At 67.6% G+C, this 22,208-nt stretch carries 22 protein-coding genes; 15 read left to right on the forward strand and 7 right to left on the reverse strand.

The annotated features are described in order from the left end of the window. The first annotated feature begins 17 nt into the window (after positions 1-17). The 5 genes from BSZ14_RS08435 to BSZ14_RS08455 all read left to right on the forward strand — a co-directional run bounded on the left by BSZ14_RS08435 (position 18) and on the right by BSZ14_RS08455 (position 5,155). Positions 18-839: a 3-keto-disaccharide hydrolase gene (locus BSZ14_RS08435; RefSeq protein WP_338012082.1), complete on the forward strand. Its 822-nt coding sequence runs from the start codon at positions 18-20 to the stop codon at positions 837-839. Then, positions 836-1,420 carry a gluconate 2-dehydrogenase subunit 3 family protein gene (locus BSZ14_RS08440; RefSeq protein WP_042485880.1) on the forward strand — a complete coding sequence of 195 codons (585 nt, stop codon included), beginning with the start codon at positions 836-838 and terminating at the stop codon, positions 1,418-1,420. Before BSZ14_RS08435 ends, BSZ14_RS08440 begins: the two co-directional genes overlap by 4 nt. Next, positions 1,417-2,250: a sugar phosphate isomerase/epimerase family protein gene (locus BSZ14_RS08445; RefSeq protein ID WP_076710581.1), complete on the forward strand. Its 834-nt coding sequence runs from the start codon at positions 1,417-1,419 to the stop codon at positions 2,248-2,250. Before BSZ14_RS08440 ends, BSZ14_RS08445 begins: the two co-directional genes overlap by 4 nt. Positions 2,251-2,280: 30 nt before the next feature. After that, on the forward strand, positions 2,281-3,963 hold the full coding sequence (locus tag BSZ14_RS08450) for a GMC family oxidoreductase (RefSeq protein WP_076710582.1): 1,683 nt from the start codon (positions 2,281-2,283) through the stop codon (positions 3,961-3,963). 139 nt (positions 3,964-4,102) lie between these two features. Next, positions 4,103-5,155 (forward strand): LacI family DNA-binding transcriptional regulator, encoded by a 1,053-nt coding sequence (locus BSZ14_RS08455; protein WP_083748176.1) that lies wholly within the window; start codon positions 4,103-4,105, stop codon positions 5,153-5,155. A gap of 145 nt (positions 5,156-5,300) precedes the next feature. Here BSZ14_RS08455 and BSZ14_RS08460 read toward each other — a convergent pair whose 3' ends face one another. Beyond that, a complete protein-coding gene (locus BSZ14_RS08460; RefSeq protein ID WP_042485872.1) occupies positions 5,301-6,320 on the reverse strand; it encodes a class 1 fructose-bisphosphatase in 1,020 nt (339 codons plus the stop codon). Positions 6,321-6,526: 206 nt separating this feature from the next. Here BSZ14_RS08460 and epsC point away from each other — a divergent pair, with 206 nt between their 5' ends. The 8 genes from epsC to BSZ14_RS08500 all read left to right on the forward strand — a co-directional run bounded on the left by epsC (position 6,527) and on the right by BSZ14_RS08500 (position 14,042). Then, positions 6,527-7,501 carry a serine O-acetyltransferase EpsC gene (epsC, locus tag BSZ14_RS08465; protein WP_076710603.1) on the forward strand — a complete coding sequence of 325 codons (975 nt, stop codon included), beginning with the start codon at positions 6,527-6,529 and terminating at the stop codon, positions 7,499-7,501. After that, positions 7,498-8,238: a gamma-glutamyl-gamma-aminobutyrate hydrolase family protein gene (locus tag BSZ14_RS08470; protein ID WP_198930481.1), complete on the forward strand. Its 741-nt coding sequence runs from the start codon at positions 7,498-7,500 to the stop codon at positions 8,236-8,238. Before epsC ends, BSZ14_RS08470 begins: the two co-directional genes overlap by 4 nt. A gap of 325 nt (positions 8,239-8,563) precedes the next feature. Continuing rightward, positions 8,564-9,883 (forward strand): L-fucose:H+ symporter permease, encoded by a 1,320-nt coding sequence (gene fucP / locus BSZ14_RS08475; RefSeq protein ID WP_076710583.1) that lies wholly within the window; start codon positions 8,564-8,566, stop codon positions 9,881-9,883. Further along, positions 9,883-10,614 carry an SDR family oxidoreductase gene (locus tag BSZ14_RS08480; RefSeq protein WP_042485866.1) on the forward strand — a complete coding sequence of 244 codons (732 nt, stop codon included), beginning with the start codon at positions 9,883-9,885 and terminating at the stop codon, positions 10,612-10,614. Before fucP ends, BSZ14_RS08480 begins: the two co-directional genes overlap by 1 nt. Next, on the forward strand, positions 10,611-11,498 hold the full coding sequence (locus BSZ14_RS08485; protein WP_076710604.1) for an amidohydrolase family protein: 888 nt from the start codon (positions 10,611-10,613) through the stop codon (positions 11,496-11,498). Before BSZ14_RS08480 ends, BSZ14_RS08485 begins: the two co-directional genes overlap by 4 nt. After that, positions 11,495-12,523, forward strand: coding sequence for an aldo/keto reductase (locus BSZ14_RS08490; RefSeq protein ID WP_076710584.1), 1,029 nt, complete (start codon positions 11,495-11,497; stop codon positions 12,521-12,523). The genes BSZ14_RS08485 and BSZ14_RS08490 overlap by 4 nt, the downstream gene beginning before the upstream one ends. Beyond that, on the forward strand, positions 12,520-12,819 hold the full coding sequence (locus BSZ14_RS08495; RefSeq protein ID WP_076710585.1) for a UxaA family hydrolase: 300 nt from the start codon (positions 12,520-12,522) through the stop codon (positions 12,817-12,819). The genes BSZ14_RS08490 and BSZ14_RS08495 overlap by 4 nt, the downstream gene beginning before the upstream one ends. Then, positions 12,816-14,042 carry a UxaA family hydrolase gene (locus BSZ14_RS08500; RefSeq protein ID WP_083748177.1) on the forward strand — a complete coding sequence of 409 codons (1,227 nt, stop codon included), beginning with the start codon at positions 12,816-12,818 and terminating at the stop codon, positions 14,040-14,042. Before BSZ14_RS08495 ends, BSZ14_RS08500 begins: the two co-directional genes overlap by 4 nt. Before the next feature lie 187 nt (positions 14,043-14,229). Here the strand turns inward: BSZ14_RS08500 and BSZ14_RS08505 are convergent, their stop codons facing one another. Together BSZ14_RS08505 and BSZ14_RS08510 are read right to left on the reverse strand one after the other, a co-directional pair. Next, complete coding sequence (locus BSZ14_RS08505) at positions 14,230-15,354, reverse strand: D-mannonate oxidoreductase (protein ID WP_076710586.1); 1,125 nt, start codon at positions 15,352-15,354, stop codon at positions 14,230-14,232. Beyond that, entirely contained in the window at positions 15,351-15,689 is a 339-nt protein-coding gene (locus BSZ14_RS08510; RefSeq protein WP_076710587.1) for an L-rhamnose mutarotase, read from the reverse strand. The genes BSZ14_RS08505 and BSZ14_RS08510 overlap by 4 nt, the downstream gene beginning before the upstream one ends. 139 nt (positions 15,690-15,828) lie before the next feature. Here BSZ14_RS08510 and BSZ14_RS08515 point away from each other — a divergent pair, with 139 nt between their 5' ends. Together BSZ14_RS08515 and BSZ14_RS08520 are read left to right on the forward strand one after the other, a co-directional pair. Then, positions 15,829-16,845, forward strand: coding sequence for a zinc-binding alcohol dehydrogenase family protein (locus tag BSZ14_RS08515; RefSeq protein WP_076710588.1), 1,017 nt, complete (start codon positions 15,829-15,831; stop codon positions 16,843-16,845). Between the two features lie 64 nt (positions 16,846-16,909). After that, positions 16,910-17,761, forward strand: coding sequence for an IclR family transcriptional regulator (locus BSZ14_RS08520; RefSeq protein ID WP_338012081.1), 852 nt, complete (start codon positions 16,910-16,912; stop codon positions 17,759-17,761). Between the two features lie 6 nt (positions 17,762-17,767). Here BSZ14_RS08520 and BSZ14_RS08525 read toward each other — a convergent pair whose 3' ends face one another. From BSZ14_RS08525 to BSZ14_RS08540, 4 genes are all read right to left on the reverse strand, one after another. After that, positions 17,768-18,220 (reverse strand): winged helix DNA-binding protein, encoded by a 453-nt coding sequence (locus BSZ14_RS08525; protein WP_076710590.1) that lies wholly within the window; start codon positions 18,218-18,220, stop codon positions 17,768-17,770. 77 nt (positions 18,221-18,297) lie between these two features. Next, a complete protein-coding gene (locus BSZ14_RS08530; protein WP_076710591.1) occupies positions 18,298-19,485 on the reverse strand; it encodes an HlyD family efflux transporter periplasmic adaptor subunit in 1,188 nt (395 codons plus the stop codon). Further along, a complete protein-coding gene (locus BSZ14_RS08535; protein ID WP_076710592.1) occupies positions 19,482-21,638 on the reverse strand; it encodes a type I secretion system permease/ATPase in 2,157 nt (718 codons plus the stop codon). Before BSZ14_RS08535 ends, BSZ14_RS08530 begins: the two co-directional genes overlap by 4 nt. Continuing rightward, a complete protein-coding gene (locus tag BSZ14_RS08540) occupies positions 21,635-22,120 on the reverse strand; it encodes a TolC family protein (RefSeq protein ID WP_338012083.1) in 486 nt (161 codons plus the stop codon). The genes BSZ14_RS08535 and BSZ14_RS08540 overlap by 4 nt, the downstream gene beginning before the upstream one ends. Positions 22,121-22,208 lie beyond the last annotated feature (88 nt).

A 22,208-nucleotide genomic window follows, 5' to 3' on the forward strand; every position in this document is an offset into this window, starting at 1 on the left:
GGAGGGGAGCGATGCGGATGCTATCGTTGATCGCATTGGCCGTGGCGAGTGGTGCGGTGGCCCAGGGTCAGCAGGCGGACAAGCCGGGCATGGGCTTTCGCGACACGCCGATGCTGCCCGGTGGAAAATGGCATGTCCATGACCCCGACCGGCCCACGCCGAAGGTCGTCACGCCCGCCGCGCTGCCCGGCGGTGCGCCGTCCGACGCGGTGGTGTTGTTCGACGGGCGCTCGATGGACGCCTGGACGCCCAGCGGCAAGCCATGGCTATTGAAAGACGGCGCGATGACCGTGCCCCCGCGCGACGGCAAGGCCGAGAGCGTGCTGGTCAGCAAGCAGAGCTTCGGCGACGTCCAGCTTCACCTCGAATTCCGCTCGCCCAACCCGCCGCAGAAAAGCTCCCAGGATCGCGGCAATAGCGGCATCTGGTTCATGCAGCGCTACGAGGTGCAGATCCTCGACGGCTATGACAACCCGACCTATGCCGATGGGCAGGTCGGTGCGGTCTATGCCTGGAAGCCGCCGCTGGTGAACGCCGCGCGCAAACCCGGCCAGTGGCAGAGCTACGACATCATCTTCGAGCGGCCACGCTTCGCGGCGGACGGCAAGCTGCTGCGGCCCGCCTATGTCACCGCGTTGCTGAACGGCGTGGTGGTGCAGAATCATCAGGCGATGCTGGGCACCACCATCTGGCGACAGGTCGAAAAATACCAGGCGCATGGCGATGCCGCGCCGATCCAGCTTCAGGATCACGACTCGCCCGTCTCGTTCCGCAATATCTGGGTCCGCCCGCTGCCGCCCGAGGCGATCGCGCAGGACCTGCCGGAGGATGCCCGATGACCCCCCATATCGACCGCAGACATGCCCTGGCGGGGATCACCGCCATGTTCGGCTCCGCGCTGTTCGCACCCATCGCCCGGGCGGCGGGCGCGGTGGAGCAGGCGCGCGGCACCATCCCCGTCATCTCCGACGGCCCGCCCAGCGTCGCCGTCTTCACCCCCGTCCAGCGCGCGACGATGACCGCGCTGGCCGACCGCGTGATCCCGACCACCGACACGCCCGGTGCGATCGCGGCCGGGGTGCCCGCCTTTATCGAAAAGATGCTGGCCGACTGGTCGCTGCCCGCCGACCGGGTGCCGATCATCGCCGGGCTGAACGCGATCGAGGCGCGCAGCCAGAGCGTCAACAAGGTGCCCGCCGCCAAGGCTAGCCCCGCGCAACAGGACACGCTGCTGACCGAGGCGATGGAGGGCGTGCTGCCCGAGGGCCGCGCCTTCTTCGAGCCGTTTCGGCAGCTGGTCATCACCGGCTACTACACGTCGGAGATCGGCATCACGCAGGAGCGCGAATATCTGCCGGTGCCGGGCGAATATGACGGCGCCTATCCCTATTCCAAGGTCAACAAGGTGTATTCGGCATGATCGATCGTCGTTCTCTCATGGGCGCGGGGCTGGGCTTCAGCGCGGCGGCGATGCTGCCGGGCATGGCGCAGGCCGCGAAGCTCGGCGCCATCGGGCTCCAGCTCTATACGATCCGCGAGCTGTTCGCGGCCGATCCGGTCAAGACCCTGGAGGCGGTGGCCAAGATCGGCTATCGCGAAGTCGAATATGGCGGGGGCGGCTATGACGCGATGGATCATGCCATGCTCCGCCGTACGCAGGACCGGCTGGGGCTGAAGGCGCCATCGATCCATGTCCCCTATGAGTTGCTGCTCGGCAAGTTCGACAAGTGCGTCGCGATGGCCAGGACGCTGGGTTCGGATACCATCATTCTGCCGTACATGATCGATCGGCATCGGACCGAGGCGGGCTGGAACGCGGCGCTGCCCAACATCAATCGCTTTGCCGCGCAGTTGAAGGCGGCGGGGCTGGGCTTCGCCTATCACAATCACGACTTCGAATTCACCAACAAGCCCGGCGGCATCAGCCTGTACGACCGGTTGCTCAAGGGCACCGATCCGACACTCGTGAAGGTCGAGATCGATCTGTACTGGGCGATCCATGCGGGCGAGGATGCGGCGGCGCTGATCCGGCGGCTGGCCGGGCGCATCTATGCCTATCACGTCAAGGACGCGCGCGCCGACGGCAGCATGACGGCGGTGGGTGCGGGCAAGATCGACTTCGCCTCGCTCTTCAAGCTCAATGGCCTGGCGGGCGTGAAGCATTTCTATGTCGAGAACGACCAGGCGCCCGCGCCCTATCTGCCCGACATCACGACCAGCTACCGGACGCTGAAAGCGCTTCGATTCTAAAACGACAAGAACGATATAGGGAGGACAGCCATGGCGGCGACGAACCGTTTCGACGCGATCGTGATCGGGTCGGGGATCAGCGGCGGTTTCGCCGCCAAGGAACTGACCGAAAAGGGCCTGCGCGTGCTGATGCTCGACCGCGGCGTCATGGTCGAGCATGGCGAGGGCTATCCCTATGACGGCAAGCCGCCGTTCGAGGTGCCCGCGCGCAACATCATGCCAAAGCCCTTGCTGGAGAGCGATTATTTCATCGCCAAGCAGGGTTATGTCGCCCCCAGCAACCAGAAATTCTACAATGACGACCGGCTGAACCCCTATGCCTATGACGAGGGGAGCAAATTCTACTGGATCCGTCCCGCGGCGGTTGGCGGCAAGTCGCTGATCTGGGGGCGCTGGTCCTTCCGCTGGAGCGCGGATGATTTCGAGGCGAACAAGCGCGAGGGCGTCGCCGCCGACTGGCCGATCCGTTACGAGGATGTCGCGCCCTGGTATTCCTATGTCGAGAAATATATCGGTGTCTCGGGCTCGCGGGAGAATCTACCCTATCTGCCGGATAGCGAGTTCCAGCCGCCGATGCCGATGAACGTCGCGGAGAAATGGCTGAAGGAGCGGCTGGAAGGTCAGTTTCCGGGCCGCAAGCTGATCCACACCCGCCTGTCCAACATGACCGAGGACAAGCCCGACCAGAACCGCACGAAATGCCAGTTCCGCAACCAGTGCGGCAATGGGTGCTCCTTCGGCGCCTATTTCTCGACGCAAGCCGTGACGCTGCCTGCCGCGCGCGCGACCGGGCGGCTGACGCTTCAGTCGGATGCGGTGGTGACGGGGATCGACTATGACCCCGCCAAGAAGAAAGTCACCGGCGTCCGCTATGTCGATGCCAAGACCGGGCAGGCACAGACGGTCCAGGCGAATCTCGTCTTTGTCTGCGCCTCGGCCATGGCGTCGGTGCAGATCCTGATGAACTCGCGCGCGCCCGGCTCGGAGCGCAGCCATTTCGATTCGAGCGGGACGCTGGGCCGCTATGTCATGGACCATATCTTCCGCGTCGGCGTGTCGGGCGAGATTCCGGGCATGGACGACCTGATCGAATATGGCCGTCGTCCGGGCGGGGTCTATGTGCCGCGCTTCCGCAACCTGAAGGGCGACGAGGGGCTGGGGTTCCGGCGCGGTTATGGCTATCAGGGTTCGGCCTATCGCAACGCCGCCAAGCCGGTCGGCTTCGGGGCGGAGATGAAGCATGGGATGCGCCGCTATGGCCCGTGGCAGTTCAGCATGGGGGCGTTCGGCGAGTGCCTGCCTTACGAGGATAATCGCGTGTCGCTGCATTCCAGCAAGGTCGATCGCTTCGGTGTGCCGCTGATGAGGTTCGACGTGACCTTCCGCGACAACGAGTTGAAGATGATGGCCGACGCCAGGCGCGAGGGCGAGGCGATGCTGCGTGCGGCGGGCCTGAAGCACGTGACCAGCGGCGAGTCCGAGCATGTGCCCGGCGACGCGATCCACGAAATGGGCGGCGCGCGCATGGGCGCCGATCCGCGCCAGTCGGTGCTGAACAAGTGGAGCCAGGCGCATGATGCGTCCAACCTCTATGTGACAGACGGGGCGCAGATGGCGTCGGTGTCGTGCGTGAACCCCTCGCTGACCTTCATGGCGCTGACCGCGCGGGCGGCGGACCACGCGGTCAAGGGGTTGAAGGCGGGGGCCGTCTGAGGTTGGAGGCCGTCGGGTTGATCTGGGCAAAGTCCCTCCCCTTCAGGGGAGGGGTTGGGGTGGGGCCTCACCAAGTGCGTTCCGCCTGCGGAAGCGCCCCACCCCCATCCCCTCCCCTGAAGGGGAGGGGCGCTTTTCTTTGACCTCGTCCACCGCAAAGCCCTCCATCCCTACCAAACGCCCCGAAGGCGTCACCATCCGCGCGGTCGGCGAGCGGGCGGGGGTGTCGGCGATGACCGTGTCCAACGTCATCAACGGCGCAGGCCGGGTCAGCCCCGCGACACGCGACGCCGTGCTCGCGGCGATCGAGGCGCTGGGCTATGTCCCCAATGTCGCGGCGCGGCGGCTGGCCAAGGCGCGGGCGACGACTTTGGGCCTTTTATACAGCGACAAGGGAACGCCGTTCATCGACTCGGTGCTGCTCGGTGCGCTGCGGGCGAGCAATGCGAGGGGCCTGCAATTCATCGCCCAGGCCGAGGAAGGGCTGACCCGCGCGTCGGCCGAGGCGGCGCTGCGCACGCTGGTGCAGAGCGGCGCGGCGGCGGTGCTGCTGCTGCCCCCCTTTGCCGAATTGCTGAGCGGATCGGGCCTGTTCGAGGAACTGGGCGTCGCGGCGGCGGCGATCGCGACGGGGCAGACCATGCCCGACATGGCGACCGTGCGGATCGACAATCGCGCGGCGATGGCGGCGATGACCGCGCATGTCGTGAAGGCCGGGCATCGCCGCATCGGCTTCCTGGCGGGGCCGCAGCATTTCTCGGTCGCCGACGAGCGGCTGGCGGGCTTTCTCGATGGGCTGGCGGCGGGCGGCCTGGCCTATGATCCCGCACTGGTCGTGCGCGCCGGGTTCGATCCGGCGGCGGGCGCGGCGGCGGGGCAGGAACTGCTCGACCGGCCCGACCGGCCAAGCGCGATCCTGTGCAGCAGCGACGACATGGCGGCGGGGCTGATCGGTGAGGCGTCTCGCCGGGGCCTGCGGCTGCCGGACGAACTGGCGGTCACCGGATTCGACGACACCGCGATCGCGGCGCGGCTCTGGCCACCGCTGACCGTGATCCGCCAGCCGGTCGGCGACATGGCCTTTCGCGCGGTCGAGCAGGTGCTGGCGGCGCTGCGCTCGCGGGTGGTGGAGGACCGGGTGGTGAATTTCGAGCTGGTGGTGCGGGAATCGGTGGGGCTTACCGCCTCATAAACCTCACCTCCGTTCGCGCTGAGCGAAGTCGAAGTGCACGCCCCGGACCCTGCCGCAGGGGTTTCCCTTGGCCTTCGACTACGCTCAGGCTGAACGGAGGTAGGTAGAAGTTCCCTCCTCCTCCGCCGCCCCGGGGAACAAAGCCTTACCCCGTCCGCCCATAATCCGCGATCAGCGCCACCTCTTCGGGATCGCCCAGCACCACGCCGACGCGCTGGTGCAGGCCGACCGCCTCGACCTCCATGATCGGAATGGCCCCGTCGATCGACGCGCCGCCCGCCTGCTCGATCAGGAAGCTCATCGGGTTCGCTTCATAGAGCAAACGCAGCTTGGCCTTGCCGTCCTTGCGGTGGTCGCCCGGATACAGGAACACCCCGCCGCGCTTCAGGATGCGGTGGACGTCCGCCACCATCGAGGCGGTCCAGCGCATATTGTAATCCTCGCCCAGCGGCCCCTCGGTGCCCAGGATGCGCTCCTCGATATAGCGGGCAATGCCGGGCGACCATTGGCGGCGGCGCGCCATGTTGATCGCGAATTCCTTCGTGCCCGTCGGAATACGCATCGGCCCGTCGGTCAGCCGCCACGAGCCGATCTCGCGGTCGAGCGTGAATTCATAGACGCCGGTGCCGACCGTCAGGACCAGCAGCGTCTGCGGGCCGTAAATGGCATAGCCCGCCGCCACCTGCGCGCGGCCGGGCTGGAGGAAATCGGCCTCGGTCACTTCGCGACCCGCGCAATCCTCGGGCGCGCGCAGGACCGAGAAGATGGTACCGACCGACAGGTCGACATCGACATTGCTCGACCCGTCGATGGGATCGAACAGCAACAGATATTCGCCGCGCGGGAAGCGGTTGGGGATGCGGTGGATCGTCTCCATCTCCTCCGACGCCATCGCCGCCAGATGCCCGCCCCATTCGTTCGCGTCGAGCAGCAGGTCGTTGGCGATCACGTCCAGCTTCTTCTGGACCTCGCCCTGCACATTCTCGCTGCCCAGGCTGCCGAGCACATCGCCGAGCGCGCCCTTGGAGATGGCCTGGTTCACCGCCTTGCACGCGCGCGCGACGGTTTCGATCAGCAGGCGGAGTTCGGCGGGGCAGGTCTCTTCGGAGCGGCGCTGCTCCTCGATCAGGAAACGGGTCAGCGTCGTCTGGCGCGGCGTCGTCATCGATTGCTCCGGGAAGGGCCGGGGGGGGATGATCGGCCCCGCGGGCTCCCTCCCGCCGGGCCAAGCCATGGTGGCGGGCGGACCATGGACCGGCCTCCGCCCTTGCGCAACCTGACGTTAAGCAAAGCTGGCGCTTTATGGGACCGTAGCAAATCTGTTATATCCCACTTGGCAAATGGGATATGATGGAGGTCGGAGGATCGCATATGACGACCGGACGGCTGACGACGGATACCCCCGCGCTGGGTCATGCCCCGACGGGCATCGACGGCATCGTATCGGCGTTGCGCACCGCCCGGCATGGCTGGCGGGTGCGGCAGGATGCGGGCCGCGATGTCGAGCGTTTTCCGTCGCGCAGCGGGGTCGAGGATGTCGTCGCGCTGGTCGCCGCCGCGCTCTATCCGCGCCGCCTGGGCCATTTTCGCGGCGGTGTGCAGGAGGAGGATCGCTTCGTCGCCGCCAAGCTGCTCGCCGCGCTGACCGCCTTGGAACGCGAGATCGGCGCGGAGCTGGCCTATTGGCAGAAGGATGTCGATGCGGCCTTCCCGCCCGAGCAGGCGGCGCTGGTGTCGCGGCTGTTCGGCGCGACGCTGCCGCAGGTGCGCGAACTGATCGACAGCGATGTCGAGGCGGCGTTCCTGGCCGATCCCGCCGCACGCAGCGTCGACGAAATCCTGCTCTGCTATCCCGGCGCCGTCGCCAGCCTGCACCACCGTATCGCGCATGAGCTGAACGCGCTGGGCGCGCCGATCGTGGCGCGGATGATCTCCGAACTGGCCAATGAGCGGACCGGAATCGACATCCATCCGGGCGCGACCATCGGGCGGCACTTCTTCATCGACCATGGCACCGGCGTCGTCGTCGGCGAGACCGCGATCATCGGCGAGCGGGTGCGCGTCTATCAGCATGTGACGCTGGGCGCGCGCTCGGCACTGGGCACCGCGCCGCGCTCCCCGCGCGACCGCTTTGCGCGCCATCCCATCGTCGAGGATGACGTCATCATCTATGCGGGCGCGACGATCCTGGGGCGGGTGACGATCGGAGCGCGCTCGGTGATCGGGGGCAATGTCTGGCTGCTGACCGATGTCGAGCCGGACAGCGTGCTCGTCCAGCCCGAGGCGCTGGCCCTGCCACGCGCCGAGGGGCGGGCGCTGCGGCAGGAATTGGAGGGGACGGCATGAAGCAGGGGCGCAAACCGGTCATCGGCCTGATGTGCGGCAATGAGGTGTCGAACCGCCCTATCCAGGCGGTGGCGACGCGCTTCATCGATCCGCTGGTCCAGCTGTGTGGTGCCAGCGTGCTGATCGTCCCCGCCGTGCCGGAAGCGGTCGACACTGCGCTGATGGCCGACATGCTCGACGGGCTGCTGCTGACCGGCGGACGGTCGCATGTCGCGCCCGCGCAATATGGCGATTGCGCCGAACTGGCCCCGCAAGCCTGCGACCCGCAGCGGGACTCGGTTGCGCTGGCGCTGGCCGGGCGGATGATCGAGCGCGGCAAGACGGTGTTCGGCATCTGCCGGGGGATGCAGGAAATCAACGTGCTGTTCGGCGGCTCGCTGACCTGCCTCGGCGGCCTGCCGCGCCATCATCGCGGATCGTGGGAGGGCGATTACGACACGCTGTTCGGCCATCACCATCCGGTCGACCTGATGCCCGGCGGCGCGCTGGCCGGGCGCAGCGGACATCGCCGGGTCGAGGTCAATTCGGTCCACCAGCAGGGTGTCGACCGGCTGGGCTATGGCCTGGTGGTCGAGGCACGCGATGCCGAAGACGGACTGATCGAGGCGTTCCGCGCGCCCGGCTGCGGCGCGGACGTGCTGGCGGTGCAATGGCATCCCGAATGGGATGTCGCGACCTGCGGCGTGGCGCGCGGCTTCTTCACCATGCTGGGCGAGTCGGTGCGCGGTCACGCCTAAGGTCCCCGATTTGCGGAGCTTGAGTCTATCTTGATTTCGCCCCTCCCCTTCAGGGGAGGGGTTGGGGTGGGGCCTCGCCATTTGATACCGCGCTCGCGGAAGCGCCCCACCCCCGGCCCCTCCCCTGAAGGGGAGGGGAGATTGCGCCCGTATCCGCTTGTTATATCTTCTCGCATCAATCGCATCCCCGGCGGAACTCCTCCGATAGCGCTTGCCATCAACCCTGCCTCCACCATAGAGTCGCGCTCATAAAATAAGACTTTCATGGAGAAGGAGTCGTCATGGCGGCACTTGGCACGGGACGGCATAAGCGAGGACATGGCTGATGGCCCTGCCTGTCGATCTACCCCCCAGGGCCGTGACGGGGCAGGGCGGTGACGCCGCAGGCCAAGGCGGCACGGTCGCGCGCGGTTATCTCCCCGCGCTGATCATCACGGTCAGCCTGTTCTTCCTGTGGGGGATGGCGAACAACCTTAACGACATCCTGATCGCGCAATTTCACAAGGCCTTCACGCTCAGCGATTTCGGCACCAGCTTTGTCCAGCAGGTCTTCTATCTCGGCTATTTCCTGCTCGCGGTGCCCGCCTCGATGGTGATGCGCCGTTATGGGTACAAGGCGGCGATCGTGCTGGGGCTGACGCTCTATGGCACGGGCGCGCTGCTCTTCTATCCGGCGGCGGCGGCGAGCCTGTACCAACTGTTCCTGCTCGGCCTGTTCGTGATCGCGGCGGGCCTGGCCTTTCTCGAAACCTCGGCCAATCCGCTGATGGGTGAGCTGGGCGATCCGGCGGGGGCGACCCGGCGGCTCAACTGGGCGCAGGCAGCCAATCCGCTGGGCGCGATCACCGGCATCCTGATCGGGCGCTTCTTCATCCTGTCGGGCATCGAGCATGACGAGCGCGCGCTCGCCACGATGGACGCCGCCGCGCGCACCGCCTTCTACAAGGCCGAGGTACAGGCCATCGCACCGCCCTATGTCGCGATCGCGATCGTCGTGTTGCTGTTCGCCGTGGCTGCCGCCTTGGTCCGCTTCCCCACTGGCGCGCCGGTGCGGGCGGAGGATGGGGGGCGCAGCGGCCGCTTCGTCGACGTGTTCCGCCAGCCGCGCCTGATGGGCGCGGTCGTCGCGCAGTTCTTCTATGTCGGCGCGCAGGTCGGCGTCTGGAGCTACACGATCCGCTATGCGCAGGCCAATGTCGGGCTGAACGAGCGGGGTGGCGCGGATGCGCTGTTCGTCTCGCTGGTGCTGTTCGCCGCCGGGCGTTTCCTGGGCAGCGCGCTGATGGGCCGCGCCGCGCCGGTGAAGCTGCTGACGCTGTTCGCGGGGCTTTCCGTGCTGCTGACCGCCGTGGCGGCCGTGCTCGGCGGCTGGCCGGGGCTGATCGCGCTGGTCGCGGCCAGCTTCTTCATGTCGATCCAGTTCCCGACGATCTTCGCGCTCGGGATCGAGGGGTTGGGGCCGCTGCGCCGGGCGGGGGCGTCGCTGATCGTGATGGCGATCATCGGCGGCGCGGGGCTGACCGCGCTGATGGGCTTGGTGTCCGACCATGCCGGCATTACCAGCGCCATGCTGGTCCCGACCGCCAGCTTTGTGGTCGTGATGATATTCGCCCTGATGATGGGCCGCCGTAAGGAGAGAGATTGATGAACCGTCTGCAGGGTAAGCGGGCGATCGTGACGGGCGCCGGACAGGGGATCGGTCGCGCCGCCGCCGAGCTGTTCGCCGCCGAGGGCGCGCAGGTGATCGCGGTCGATCGCAACGCCGACGCGCTGGCCAGCCTTCGGGGCTGTACGACCGAGACACTGGACCTGACCGATCCGGCGGCTATCGCGGCGTTCGGCGAGCGGACGGGCGCGGTCGATGTGCTGTTCAACTGCGCGGGCTATGTCGATGCGGGCGACCTGCTGGCGACGCAGGACGGCGGATATCGCCTGTCCTTCGACCTGAACGTCCATGCGATCACCCATATGCTCCAGGCCTTCGTGCCCGCGATGATCGCGCAAGGGGGCGGCTCGATCGTCAACATGGCCTCGGTCGCGGGCGCGATCATCGGCGTCGGCAACCGCTATGCCTATTGTGCCTCCAAGGCGGCGGTGGCGGGGATCACCCGGTCGGTCGCCCTCGACTATGTCGGCAAGGGCATTCGCTGCAACGCGATCTGCCCCGGCACCGTCCAGTCGCCCAGCCTCGACGAGCGACTGGCCGCGACCGGCGATGCGGAGGCGGCGCGTGCCGCCTTTGTCGCGCGCCAGCCCATGGGGCGGCTGGGCCGGGCCGAGGAGGTCGCATCGCTCGCGCTTTACCTCGCCTCGGACGAGAGCGCCTATACCACCGGCCAGCTGCACGCCATCGACGGCGGGTGGACGATGGCGTGACGCACACGCGCCCGCCTTTTGTCGACGCGCATTTCCACCTGTGGGATCACGCCGTGCTGCGCTACCCATGGCTGGACGCGCCCGAGACGGCGCCGATCGCCGCCAGCTATCGGATCGCCGATTATCGGGCGGAGCTGGCGGCGTGGAATCCGGCGGGTGCGGTGCATGTCGATGCGGGCGCGCATCCCGACCAGGGCGCGGACGAGACGATCTGGCTGAACACGGTCGCGGATGAGGACGGACTGCCCGGCGGCATCGTCGCGCGGGTCGAACTCGACCATCCGGCGGTCGAGGCGCAATTGGCGTGGCAGGCGGCTCAGCCACGGGTGAAGGGCATCCGCCACCTCATCAACTGGCATCCGACCGACCCCGCGCGCCGGGCCTATGAGCGTGACCTGACCCGCGATCCACGCTGGCGGGCGGGTTATGCGCTGCTTGGTCGCTATGGGCTGAGCTATGATTTCCATGGCTTTCCCGCGCAACTGGCGGGACTGGCGGAGGTCGCGGCGCAGCATATCGAGGTGCCGGTCATCCTCAACCACCTCGCCTTGCCCATCCCGGCGGACGGGCTGGAGGAATGGCGTGCCGGGCTGGTCGCCTTTGCCGCCATGCCCCATGCGGCAATCAAGCTGTCGGGGGCGGGCTTTGTCGGGCCGCGTTTCGATCCGGTCCATTTCGCGGACATCGTGGCTGAGGTGATCGATCGCTTCGGCACGTCCCGCGTGATGGTCGCGACCAACTTCCCGACCGACCGGCTTGCCGCCGATCTCGATCGCACGCTTGGCACATACGAGACATTGTTGAGCGGCTTTTCCGATGACGAACGGCGCGACCTGTGGGGGCGCAATGCCAACCGGATCTATCGACTGGGCCTGAACCTATGACCGACATTCCCCGTCGCAAGATGGGCCGGACCGACTGTGCCTTGCCCGAGCTGGGCTTTGGTGCGGCGGCGATGGGCAATCTCTATGCCGCGATCGACGATGCCAGTGCCGCCGTGACGCTGGACGCCGCGCTGTCGGCCGGTTTCCGCTATTTCGATACCGCGCCGCATTATGGCCGGGGCCTGAGCGAGCGGCGGCTCGGTGACGCGCTGCGGGGGCGGGGCGACGTGATCGTCTCGACCAAGGTCGGGCGGCTGATGGACCCGGACGCCAGCATCACCGACGACCGCGAGCGCGACGGCTTCCACTCCGCCATGCCGTTCAGCCCGCGCTACGACTATAGCTATGACGGCATCCTGCGCAGCCATGAGCACAGCCTGCAACGGCTTGGTCTGGCGCGCGTCGATATGCTGTTCGTCCACGACATCGGCCGGGTCACGCATGGCGAGGCCGATGCGCGCTATTGCGAGCAGTTGATAACGGGCGGCGGGTTCCGCGCGCTGGAGAGCTTGCGCGACCAGGGTGCGATCTCGGGCTTCGGGCTGGGCGTGAACGAGGTCGAGGTCTGCCTGGACCTGATGGAGGCGGCGCGGTTCGACGTGATTCTGCTCGCCGGGCGCTACACCCTGCTGGAACAGGGTGCGCTCGATGCGCTGTTCCCCGCCTGCGCGGCGGCGGGCACGTCGATCGTGGTCGGCGGTCCCTACAACAGCGGCATCCTGGCGACCGGCAGTGCGGCCGCCGGACGCTATAACTACGCCCCCGCGCCCGAGGCGGTGCTGACCAAGGTCCGCGCGCTGGAGGCGGTGGCCGCGCGGCACCATGTTTCGCTGCCCGCCGCCGCGCTCGCCTTCGTGCTGGCCCATCCGCTGGTGGCCAGCGTCATTCCCGGTATCGCCGATCCGCAACAGGTATCCGACACGATGCGACTTTACGCCGAACCCATCCCGTCCGCCTTCTGGACGGAACTGCGTGACCAGGGCTTGGTCCGTCCCGACGCGCCCCTGCCGGGAGAGGGGGCATGAGCGTCGCCGCCATCCGGCTGACCCCGACCGACAATGTCGCGGTCTGCTGCCGCACGGTCGAGCCGGGCGAGCATATCCTGGTCGATGGCCATTCGCTGACCGTCACCGAACGCGTCGCGCTGGGCCACAAGCTGGCGGTCGTGGCACTGGCGGCCGGCGACAAGGTCATCAAATACGGCATGCCGATCGGATCGATGACGCATGACGCGCCCGCCGGTGGCTGGGTCCATATGCACAACATGCAAAGCGACTATATCCCCGCGCACCTGCGCGACGCGCACGGAGATCACGCATGAACACGGGCATGACGACCGGGCGGACCTGGCAGGCCTGGGCGCGCCCCGACGGCCGCAAGGGCATTCGCGACGCGATCGTCGTCGTCTACCTCGTCGAATGCGCGCATCATGTCGCGCGGCGGATCGTCGACCGGATGGACGACCCGCGTGTGCAGCTGATCGGCTTTCCCGGCTGCTACCCCAATGACTATGCGCTGGCGATGATGAAGGCGCTGACCACGCACCCCAATGTCGGCGGCGTCGTCCTGTTGTCGCTGGGCTGCGAGAGCTTCAACCGCGAGGCGCTGGCCGCCAATGTGCGCGAGCAGGGCCGCCCGGTCGAGACGATCGTCATCCAGCAGTCGGGCGGCACGCGCGGCGCGATGGAGGCAGGGATCGCCGCCGTCGAGCGCGTCCGGGCGGCGGCGGATGCGCAAGCGGTGCGCGTGCCCATGGCGCTGTCCGAACTGGTGATCGGCACCATCTGCGGCGGGTCGGACGGGACCAGCGGCATCACCGGCAACCCGGCGGTCGGCCGCGCCTTCGACACGCTCTATGATGCGGGCGCGATCTGCATCTTCGAGGAAACCGGCGAGATGATCGGGTGCGAGGGCCATATGGCCGAGCGCGCCGCCACGCCGGAGGTCGCGCAGGACCTGATCGCCTCGGTCGCGCAGGCCGAGCGTTATTATCGCGCCATGGGCTATGGCAGCTTCGCGCCCGGCAATGCCGAGGGCGGCCTTTCGAGCCAGGAAGAGAAGTCGGCAGGCGCCTATGCCAAGTCGGGCAGCCGTCCGATCACCGGCGTCATCCTGCCCGCCGAACAGGCACCGGGGCCGGGGCTGTACCTGCTCGACGTGGTGCCCGCGGGCGACCCCAAGTTCGGCTTCCCCAACATCGTCGACAATGCCGAGATCGGCGAACTGATCGCGTGCGGCGCGCATATCAACCTGTTCGTGACCGGGCGTGGCTCGGTGGTCGGATCGGCCATCTCGCCTGTCATCAAGGTGGCGGCGAACCCGGAAATGTATGCCCGGATGGAGGGCGACATGGACGTGAATGCCGGGCGCATCCTGTACGGCGACGCGACGCTGGATGAAGTAGGTGTGGAGATCGTCGACCTGATCGTCGCGGTGTCGGGCGGCGCGCAGACCAAGTCGGAAGCGCTGGGCCATCAGGAGTTCGTGCTGACCTACAAGGCGGCGGGGGCGAAGGGACCGGGCTGTCTGCCGAACGCGGCGTAAGTAGGACTGAATCTCCCCTCCCCTTCAGGGGAGGGGCCGGGGGTGGGGCGTTGCGGCGAGCACGGCGTTCGCGGTGAGGCCCCGCCCCAGCCCCTCCCCTGAAGGGGAGGGGCTCGCATCGATTCTAGGCAACGTCATCCCATTATAGCCTTCGACTTCGCTCAGGCTGAACGGCAGTGGGGAAGCTTCAGGCGTGGTGCGTCGCCAGCGCCCGCAACTCCGGCATCGCCACCGTCTCGCCCGAGCCATCGATCCAGCGGATGAAGCCGCCGATCCGTTTGTCGATCTTCGCGGCATGCCCCTGGAAAATATCGGACAGCCGGTGGTCGAGGAACGGGTTGGCGAAGCGTTCCAGCGTCGTCGCGATATAGGCGCGCGCCTCCTCCGCCATGCCGTGCGCGGCAAAGCCCGGCAGCACGTCCTGCGCCATCACCCGCTCCAGCGCCGCGCGCGTGTCCGCATCCGCCAGCGCCGCGCGGACCGTCAGGTCCGCCGCGCCGCCGCCGTCATGCCAGCGCGCCGCCAGCCAGCTATGGCCGAGATTGAGGATGTGCAGCTTCAGCCGCTCATACCGCTCCAGATCGTCGGTCAGGACGATGTCGGGATGGGGGAAGGGCAAAGCCAGGCCCGACTGGCGTTCGATCGCCCAAAGGGCATAGGGTTCGGCCACCGCACCGGCCGGATGGAGCGGTTCGCTGACGATGCGGTCGACCAGGGTGTTGGCCCAGACGCATTCCCGCTCCAGCCAGTCGAGAAACGCCACCTCGCGTCCCTGATCCCGCGCCAGGCCCAGGATAGTAGCGCGCAGCACGTCGCCATTGCGCACCACCAGTTCGCAGGGCAGCAAGGTGACGCCCGCGCGCCCCGCCTGCCATCGCCGGTGCAGCAATTCGGTCAGCATCCCGCAAAAGCTCACTGGCACCTGACCATGGGCGGGGGCGGTTCGATCTTCGTCTGGGATGGCATAGCCGCTGTCGCCGGTGTTGGAGACGATATGCGTCACCGCCCCAACCGCCAGATCGACCAGCCGGTCCCAGTCGTCCGCCGCGCTCAGCCCTTCGCGGACGCTGCGCACCTGGATGGTCCGCTCATCACGTGTGCCGTCGCGCAGGCCGCGCAGGATGACGGGAAAGCCAGCCGGATCGGCGAAACCGGCCAGCCGCCGCGCGCGCTCGGGGTCGCGGGTGGTCTGGACGATGACGATCGGCGGCACCGCCTGCCCGGCGGCGCGGGCCTCCTCGGCGAACAGGTCGACATGCGCCTGCAGGAAGCGGCTGGTGCCGAATTGCAGGATGACGCCCGCCTCGCTCATGGCGCGTCCAGCGAGAAGATGCGGTCCATGCCCACCCATTTTTCGCCCGGCGCGGCATGGGGCAGGGCTTTCTGGAAACGGTCCATCGTGGCTTCCCATCTGGCGTCGACAGCCGCCAGTTCGGCGGGGATGGCATGGGGGAAGTCGTCGGCCACCTCGGCGATCATGAACAGCCGGTCGCCGGTGCGCCAGATCTCCATCGACAGGAATCCCTTGGCTCGGATCGCCCGGGTCACCTCCGGCCAGGCCGCGCCGGGGGCATGGGCCTTTTCATATTCGGCGATCAGACCGGCATCGGCGACCAGATCCAGGGCGAAACACAGGCGTCGGGCCAATTCGGGCCTCCTCTCTCCAGGGCGGTAGGACCCATTCTTTGCGTCCCATCCGCCGCAGGATGTTTTAGCGTTCCCATCCCAAGCCAGCAATGGCATATGTGAGAGTGAAATCGCATATAGGAATCTGGAGAGGGTCGCAATGAAGGCACTGGTCTGTGTCCAGCCGCATGACATTCGCGTCGAGGATCGGCCCGTGCCGGTGCGGGAAGAAGGCGAGGTCCTGATCCGGATGCGCCGTGCCGGAATCTGCGGCACCGACTATCATATCTATGGCGGCAAGCATCCGTTCCTCGAATATCCCCGGCTGATCGGCCACGAGCTGGCGGGCGAAATCGCCGAGGTTCCAGAGGGTTCGGCCTTCACGGTCGGCCAGGTGGTGACGGTGAACCCCTATATCGCGTGCGGCACCTGCCGCGCCTGCCGCCGGGGCAAACCCAATTGCTGCGCCCGGATCAGCGTCCTGGGCGTACATGGCGATGGCGGCATGTGCGAGCTGTTGGCGGTGCCCGAAAGCGCGGTGATCGATGCGGTCGGCCTGTCGCTCGACCAGGCGGCGATGGTCGAGTTCCTGGCGATCGGCGCCCATGCGGTGCGCCGGGCGGGCGTCGCCGAGGGGGAGAGCGTCACGGTGATCGGGGCCGGGCCGATTGGCATCGCGGCGGCGCTGTTCGCGCGGATCGCCGGGGCGGGTCGGATCGTGCTGGTCGACACGCGCGCGCCGCGCGTGGCCTATGCGCGCGACCATCTGGGCTTCGGCGAGGGCGTGGTCGCCGACGATGCGCTGGGCGCGACGCTGGCCGGGATGACGGGGGGCGAGATGTTCGACCATGTGTTCGACGCCACCGGCAACATCCATGCGATGCGCGCCGGACTGAACTGGGTCGCGCATGGCGGCAGCTATACGCTGGTCGGCGTCTGCAAGGACGATCTGGTCTTCCCCGATCCCGAATTCCACAAGCGCGAGACGACGCTGGTCGCCAGCCGCAACGCGCTGTCGGTGGATTTCGACCATGTCATCGCCAGCATCCGCAGCGGCGCGGTGCCGACCGACGCGATCCGCACCCACACGCTGACGCTGGACGAGGCGCCGACGCGCCTGCCCCAACTGATCGACGAGGCGGATTCGGTGCTGAAGGCGATCATCACCATCGCCTGAGCGGACCGGCGGCTCCGGGCAACATCGCTTGCCCGGGGCGGGCCGTCGCCCTAATCCTCGATCGGTGAGGGACGATATGACGGGCGACGGGGTAAAGGCGAGCGAAGGGCGGACGCGCAGGGGCAGCTATGCCGCACCCGCGCTGGACAAGGCGTTCCTGATCATCGAACTGCTGGCCAACCATCCGGGCGGGATGCTGGTCAGCGAGATGGCGACCGCGCTGGGCCGCTCGCTGGGCGAACTGTTCCGCATCGTCGTGGTGATGGAGGAAGCGCGCTATCTTGAAAAGTCGCCGGTCGACGATCGCTACCGCGTCACCTACAAATTCCTCGACATCGCGTACCGGGCCACGCCGGCGCGGCAACTGACCGCCGCGGCGCTGCCCGAGATGCAGTCGCTGGCGCTGCATGTCGGCCAGTCCTGTCACCTGGTGGTGATCGAGGGCGGAGCGGGGCTGGTCATCGCGCGCGAGGAAAATCCTGGCACGCGCGGTTTCGCCCTGCGCATGGGCGCGTCGATCGATATCGTCACCAGCTGTTCGGGCAAGGTGCTCCTCGCCTTTGCCGCGCCAGCGCAACTGGGGCGCATCCTGGACCGGGCGGAGGCGGCGCAGGGCCGGGCCATCGACCGCGTGTCGCTGGCCGGGGAACTGGAGCGGGTGCGCGTCCAGGGCCATGGCCTGCGCGAAAGCCCGATCACGCGCGGCGTGACGGATATCAGCGCGCCGATCTTCGGTTTCGGCGGCGACTGCATGGCGGCGCTGACCATCCCCTTTCTGGAATCGATCGACGGATCGCAGCAATGCTCCATCGCGGAGGCGACGCAGATCCTGGTCGCAACCACCGCCCGTATTTCACAAGCGCTCGGCCATCATGGGGACGATGCGGGCGACGCGCGGCCCGCATCGCACGGATAGGGCGGATCAGTCGGGGCGCGTTTCCGTGCCCCGATGCGTGCCATTGCCCATCGTCAGATACAAATGCTGCAACATCGCCGTCATCGCATCGATGCCCCGGTCGGTCAGGGTGACGGCCAGGCGCCGGTGATCCGCCGGGTCGGTGCGCCGCCGCAGCAGGTCCGCCCCCTCCAGCCGGTCGATCCGGCGCAGCGCGCTGGTCGCGCTTTCGCCCGAGACGAGGATCAGTTCCTTGACGCAGATCGGCCGGTTCTGCTGATCGGCGATGAACAGCTCCAGCATCATGTCCCAGGCGGAGTCGCGGAACACGTCGCGGGGAAAGAACTGTGCGGTCGTGGCGCGCATCGCCTGGGTCTGGCGGGCCAGATCGAGCAGGCTGGGGCCGACCTCGCGCATGGCGGGTGGCCGAATGCCGCGATGGGCGGGGGGGTGATAGAAAGCGGCAAGTTCCTTGGGCATGAGGTGATCCTTGGCTTGGGGCAATGGACGGTCATGTCGATGGCATGGCGGCGGATGGGAGGAGCGGGGCGGGCCGGTCATCGTTCGCGCAATCCTTCGCGGGCGCGGTTGAGCGGCTTCAGGAGATATTGCAGCACGGTCTTGCTGCCGGTGTGGATATCGGCGGTGGCGATCATGCCGGGCACGATCGGAAAGCGCTTGCCCGCCTTGTTGACCAGCGAGTCCGCGCTCGTGCGCACGAAGACGCGGTAATAATAGACGTCCGGGTTCACCTCGTCGCGGATGGTGTCGGGCGAGATGCTGCTGACCTTGCCCTCCAGCCCGCCATAGATCGCATAGTCATAGGCGGTGATCTTGACGCTGGCGCGCTGGCCGGGGCGGATGAAGGCGATGTCGCGCGGCTGGATGCGCGCTTCGACCAGCAGGCGTTCGTCCAGCGGCACGATCTCCATGATCTTGCCGTTCGGCGGCACGACGCCGCCGATGGTCGACACCTCGATATTCTTGACCACGCCGCGCACCGGCGAGCGCAGGGTCAGGCGTTGCAGCGTGTCGGAACGGCCGCGCACCACCGGGGCGAGGGCCTCCACCTCCTCGCTGACCTTGGCGAGGTCCTGCCGCGCCTCGACGATATATTGCGAGCGCAGGTCGGACTTCTTCAGGTCGAGGTCGGCACGCTGGCGCTTCAGGCGCAGCACCTCGACATTGCTGGCCGCGCCGACCTCGATCAGCGATTCGCCGATGCCGACCTCGCGCCCGATCAGCGCGAGCGACTCGTCGATCAGCCCGATCGAGCTGGCGAGGCTGCGGCGGCGGGCATCGTAGAGCCGCTGCTGCTCGGCCTTGAGCGCGGGGAAGGCATCCAGTTCGCGCGAGAAGGTCAAAGGCGTGCCGTTCACCTCCGCCTGCAACCGCGCTTGGGCAGCGAGCGCGGCGCGGTATTTGGCGGCGCTTTCCTCGACGGTCGATCCGGCTTGCGTGGGGTCGAGCTGGGCGAGGATCTGGCCCGGCTTCACGATGTCGTCCTGGCGAACGAGCATCTTGGCGAGGATGCCGCCCTCCAGCGATTGCAGCACCTGTTCGCGGCTTGTCGGCACGACGCGGCCGGTGCCGGTCGCCACCTCGTCGAGTTTGGCGAACCAGGCCCAGACCAGCAACACGACGAACAGCGCGGCGAGTGCCCAGTTCATCCGCTTGGCCGCCAGCAAAGGTGCTGCGCCCTCATCGGCGAAGGGCAGGTCGACGGGATGAGTCAGCGCGGTCATGCCGCCTGGCTCCGGCCGGTCTGTTTCCGGGCCGCACCCTGCATGGTGGCGAGCGCCGCCGCCTTGGGCTGGTCGAGCAAGATCTGGCCCTGATCGATGACGATGATCCGGTCGACCAGTTCGAGCACGCGCATCCGGTGCGTCGCGACGATGACGGTGCGGCCCTGTCCCCAGGCGCGGAAACGATCGATGAACAGACGCTCGGCCGCCTCGTCCATCGCGGCGGTGGGTTCGTCGAGCAGCATGACCTGCGGCTGGCGGATCAGCAGACGCGCGAGCAGCAGCGCCTGTTGCTGGCCGCCCGACAGGCCCAGCCCGCCCTCCAGCACGACATGCTCCAGCCCGTCGCGCAACCGCCGGATGAAGTCGATCGCGCCCACCATGTCGAGCGCGGCGAGGATCGTCTCGTTGCTGGCCGTCACCGCGCCCATGGTCAGGTTCTCGCGCAGCGTGCCGTGGAACAACCGGCTGTTCTGGGTGAGCAGCGCGACGTCGCGGCGGACATCGGCGGGATCGATCTGGTGCAAAGCGAGGTCGTCGAGCAGGATCTCGCCCGATACCGGCTGCAACATGCCCGACAGGCCCTGCAACAGCGTGGATTTACCCGCACCGTTGCGGCCCAGCAGCGCGATCTTCTCGCCGCTCGCAATCTCCAGCTTCGGCACGGTCAGCGCAGGGGGGGCATTGGGATCGGCGTAGCTGAACACCGCACCGCGAAGCGCAAAGCGGCCGTCCACCGAGAGCAGGGGGATGCGATGCTCGGCATCCGGGTTGTCGACGGGCAGGCCCATGATCTGGTCCAGGCTGTTCGCCGCGACCTTGGCATGTTGATAACGACCGAGCAGGTGCGACACCTGTCCCATCGGCGCCATCATCCGGCTGGCGAGCATCGAGGTGGCGACCAGCACGCCGGTCGTGATGTCGCCAGCGATCACCATAGGCGCGCCGACGAAGATGACGGTGGCGTAGACCGCGTTCTGCACGCTTTGCGCCCAGGTCGACAGGCTGGCGGTCAGGCCACGAAGCCGCAACTGCGCCTCGCTCGCCACCGCGTTGCAGTGGTTCCACTGGCGCTGGAAACGCTCCTCGGCCTGGAGTGTCTTGATATCCTCGATCCCCTGTACCGACTCGATCAGCAGGGCATTGCGCAGCGAGGTCTCGCGCATCGACTCGGTCGCATAGGCGCGCAACCGGCGCTGGGCGAGCAGGCTGGGCAGGAGGAGGGCGATCAGCGCCACCACCGGCACCAGCGCCAGCGAGCCGCCGATAAAGGCCAGGATGACCAGGAACAGGAAGAAGAAGGGCAGGTCCGCCACCGCCGCGACCGTGGTGGAGGTCAGCATGTCGCGCACCTGGTCCAGATCGCGAAGCTGCGCGATGAAGGTGCCGGTCGAGGTCGGCCGCGCCCGGTTGCGCACCCGCAGCGCATGGCCGAACACCACATCCGACAGGCGCAGGTCGGCACGCTTGCCGAGAATGTCGGTGATCCCGACGCGCAAGCGGCGCAGCACGAAGTCGAACCCCGTCGCCAGAATGACGCCAATGAACAGGATGTAGAGCGTCGGCATCGACTGGGCGGGGACGACGCGGTCATAGACCTGCATCGAGAACAGCACCCCCGCCAGCCCCAGGCAGTTGGTCACGACCGAGGCGATGGCGACATGGCCATAGCCCTTCATGTCCTGAAGCAGCAGGCGGCGGAGCCAATGCTCCTCGAAGGGGCGGATATAGCTGTCCACCCGGATATCCTTCGCCGAGCGGGCGGGGCGGGGGACGACGAACATGCGCGTCTGTTCGACCAGCGTGGACAGCGGACGCTGGGCGCTTTGCCCCTCCTCGCCTGCGACCGAGAAGACCGCCTGGCCATCGGCGTCGATACCGGTGATCAGCGCCAGCTCGCCATCGTTCAGCCAAGCGATGACTGGCAGCCGCCAGCTTGTCAGCCGCATCGCGCCCGGCGCCACGAAACGGACCGACAGGCCGCTTGCCCGCGCCAGCACCCGGACCCGCGCCTCTTCGTCGCCGCCGCCCTGCCACAGGGTCGTCAGGCGCGCGCGCTGCTCGGCAAAGGGCATGCGGTAATGGCGCGCGACCTGCCCCATCATGTCGATCCAGGCGAGCGGATCGGTCTGTGGCTGGGTCGGGCCACTCATAGCGTCACGCCCCGGATCGAGGTGCCCGTCAGCCCGAAATCGTCGCGCGCCCGGCCCGAATAATAAAGGCATTCGATCGCCAGCCGCCGCAGGTCGTGGGTCGTGTTGACCGCATCGAAGCGCGCCTGCTGCAATTCCTGTTCGGCGTTGAGCAGGTCGACCAGGGTGCGCGTGCCCATGTCGAGATATTGCAGGCGATAGAGCTTGCCGGTCTCGACCATATTGTCCTGCCGTTCGGCCAGCGTGCCGAGCAGTTGCGACAGCCCGGCGATCTGCTGTTGCGTGGCGGCGAGCGACTGGCCGACTTCGTTGCGCGCGGCCTGTTCGGCGGCCTGCGCCGCGCGGACGCCGTAATCGGCGCTGCGCGCGCGGGCGCGCACGGCATTGCCGCCGAACACGTCGCTGCTGACGTTCAGCCCGAAATTGTACAGGCTGCGGTCGGAAACGTATGGCCCGCCCCGTCGGCAAGCGGTTTGTGTCAGCTATTCTGATCAGTCTGCGAAAACGTATCCGGCCTTTTGACGCAAGGTCATTGGCCAAGATGGAGATCCGCGCGTCCTGGTCCTCATA

This window comes from Sphingomonas sp. Sph1(2015), from assembly GCF_001970915.1.
Taxonomy (GTDB): Bacteria; Pseudomonadota; Alphaproteobacteria; order Sphingomonadales; family Sphingomonadaceae; genus Sphingomonas; species Sphingomonas parapaucimobilis.

Excerpts from the sequence above, each read along its gene's own strand:
- BSZ14_RS08515 (WP_076710588.1), top strand. The coding sequence starts at position 15,829 with ATGAAGGCACTGGTCTGTGTCCAGCCGCATGACATTCGCGTCGAGGAT.
- BSZ14_RS08460 (WP_042485872.1), bottom strand. The coding sequence starts at position 6,320 with ATGACGACGCCGCGCCAGACGACGCTGACCCGTTTCCTGATCGAGGAG.
- BSZ14_RS08495 (WP_076710585.1), top strand. The coding sequence starts at position 12,520 with ATGAGCGTCGCCGCCATCCGGCTGACCCCGACCGACAATGTCGCGGTC.
- fucP (WP_076710583.1), top strand. The coding sequence starts at position 8,564 with ATGGCCCTGCCTGTCGATCTACCCCCCAGGGCCGTGACGGGGCAGGGC.
- BSZ14_RS08450 (WP_076710582.1), top strand. The coding sequence starts at position 2,281 with ATGGCGGCGACGAACCGTTTCGACGCGATCGTGATCGGGTCGGGGATC.
- BSZ14_RS08435 (WP_338012082.1), top strand. The coding sequence starts at position 18 with ATGCTATCGTTGATCGCATTGGCCGTGGCGAGTGGTGCGGTGGCCCAG.
- BSZ14_RS08500 (WP_083748177.1), top strand. The coding sequence starts at position 12,816 with ATGAACACGGGCATGACGACCGGGCGGACCTGGCAGGCCTGGGCGCGC.
- BSZ14_RS08440 (WP_042485880.1), top strand. The coding sequence starts at position 836 with ATGACCCCCCATATCGACCGCAGACATGCCCTGGCGGGGATCACCGCC.
- BSZ14_RS08530 (WP_076710591.1), bottom strand. The coding sequence starts at position 19,485 with ATGACCGCGCTGACTCATCCCGTCGACCTGCCCTTCGCCGATGAGGGC.
- BSZ14_RS08445 (WP_076710581.1), top strand. The coding sequence starts at position 1,417 with ATGATCGATCGTCGTTCTCTCATGGGCGCGGGGCTGGGCTTCAGCGCG.
- epsC (WP_076710603.1), top strand. The coding sequence starts at position 6,527 with ATGACGACCGGACGGCTGACGACGGATACCCCCGCGCTGGGTCATGCC.
- BSZ14_RS08505 (WP_076710586.1), bottom strand. The coding sequence starts at position 15,354 with ATGAGCGAGGCGGGCGTCATCCTGCAATTCGGCACCAGCCGCTTCCTG.
- BSZ14_RS08490 (WP_076710584.1), top strand. The coding sequence starts at position 11,495 with ATGACCGACATTCCCCGTCGCAAGATGGGCCGGACCGACTGTGCCTTG.
- BSZ14_RS08480 (WP_042485866.1), top strand. The coding sequence starts at position 9,883 with ATGAACCGTCTGCAGGGTAAGCGGGCGATCGTGACGGGCGCCGGACAG.
- BSZ14_RS08535 (WP_076710592.1), bottom strand. The coding sequence starts at position 21,638 with ATGAGTGGCCCGACCCAGCCACAGACCGATCCGCTCGCCTGGATCGAC.
- BSZ14_RS08525 (WP_076710590.1), bottom strand. The coding sequence starts at position 18,220 with ATGCCCAAGGAACTTGCCGCTTTCTATCACCCCCCCGCCCATCGCGGC.
- BSZ14_RS08470 (WP_198930481.1), top strand. The coding sequence starts at position 7,498 with ATGAAGCAGGGGCGCAAACCGGTCATCGGCCTGATGTGCGGCAATGAG.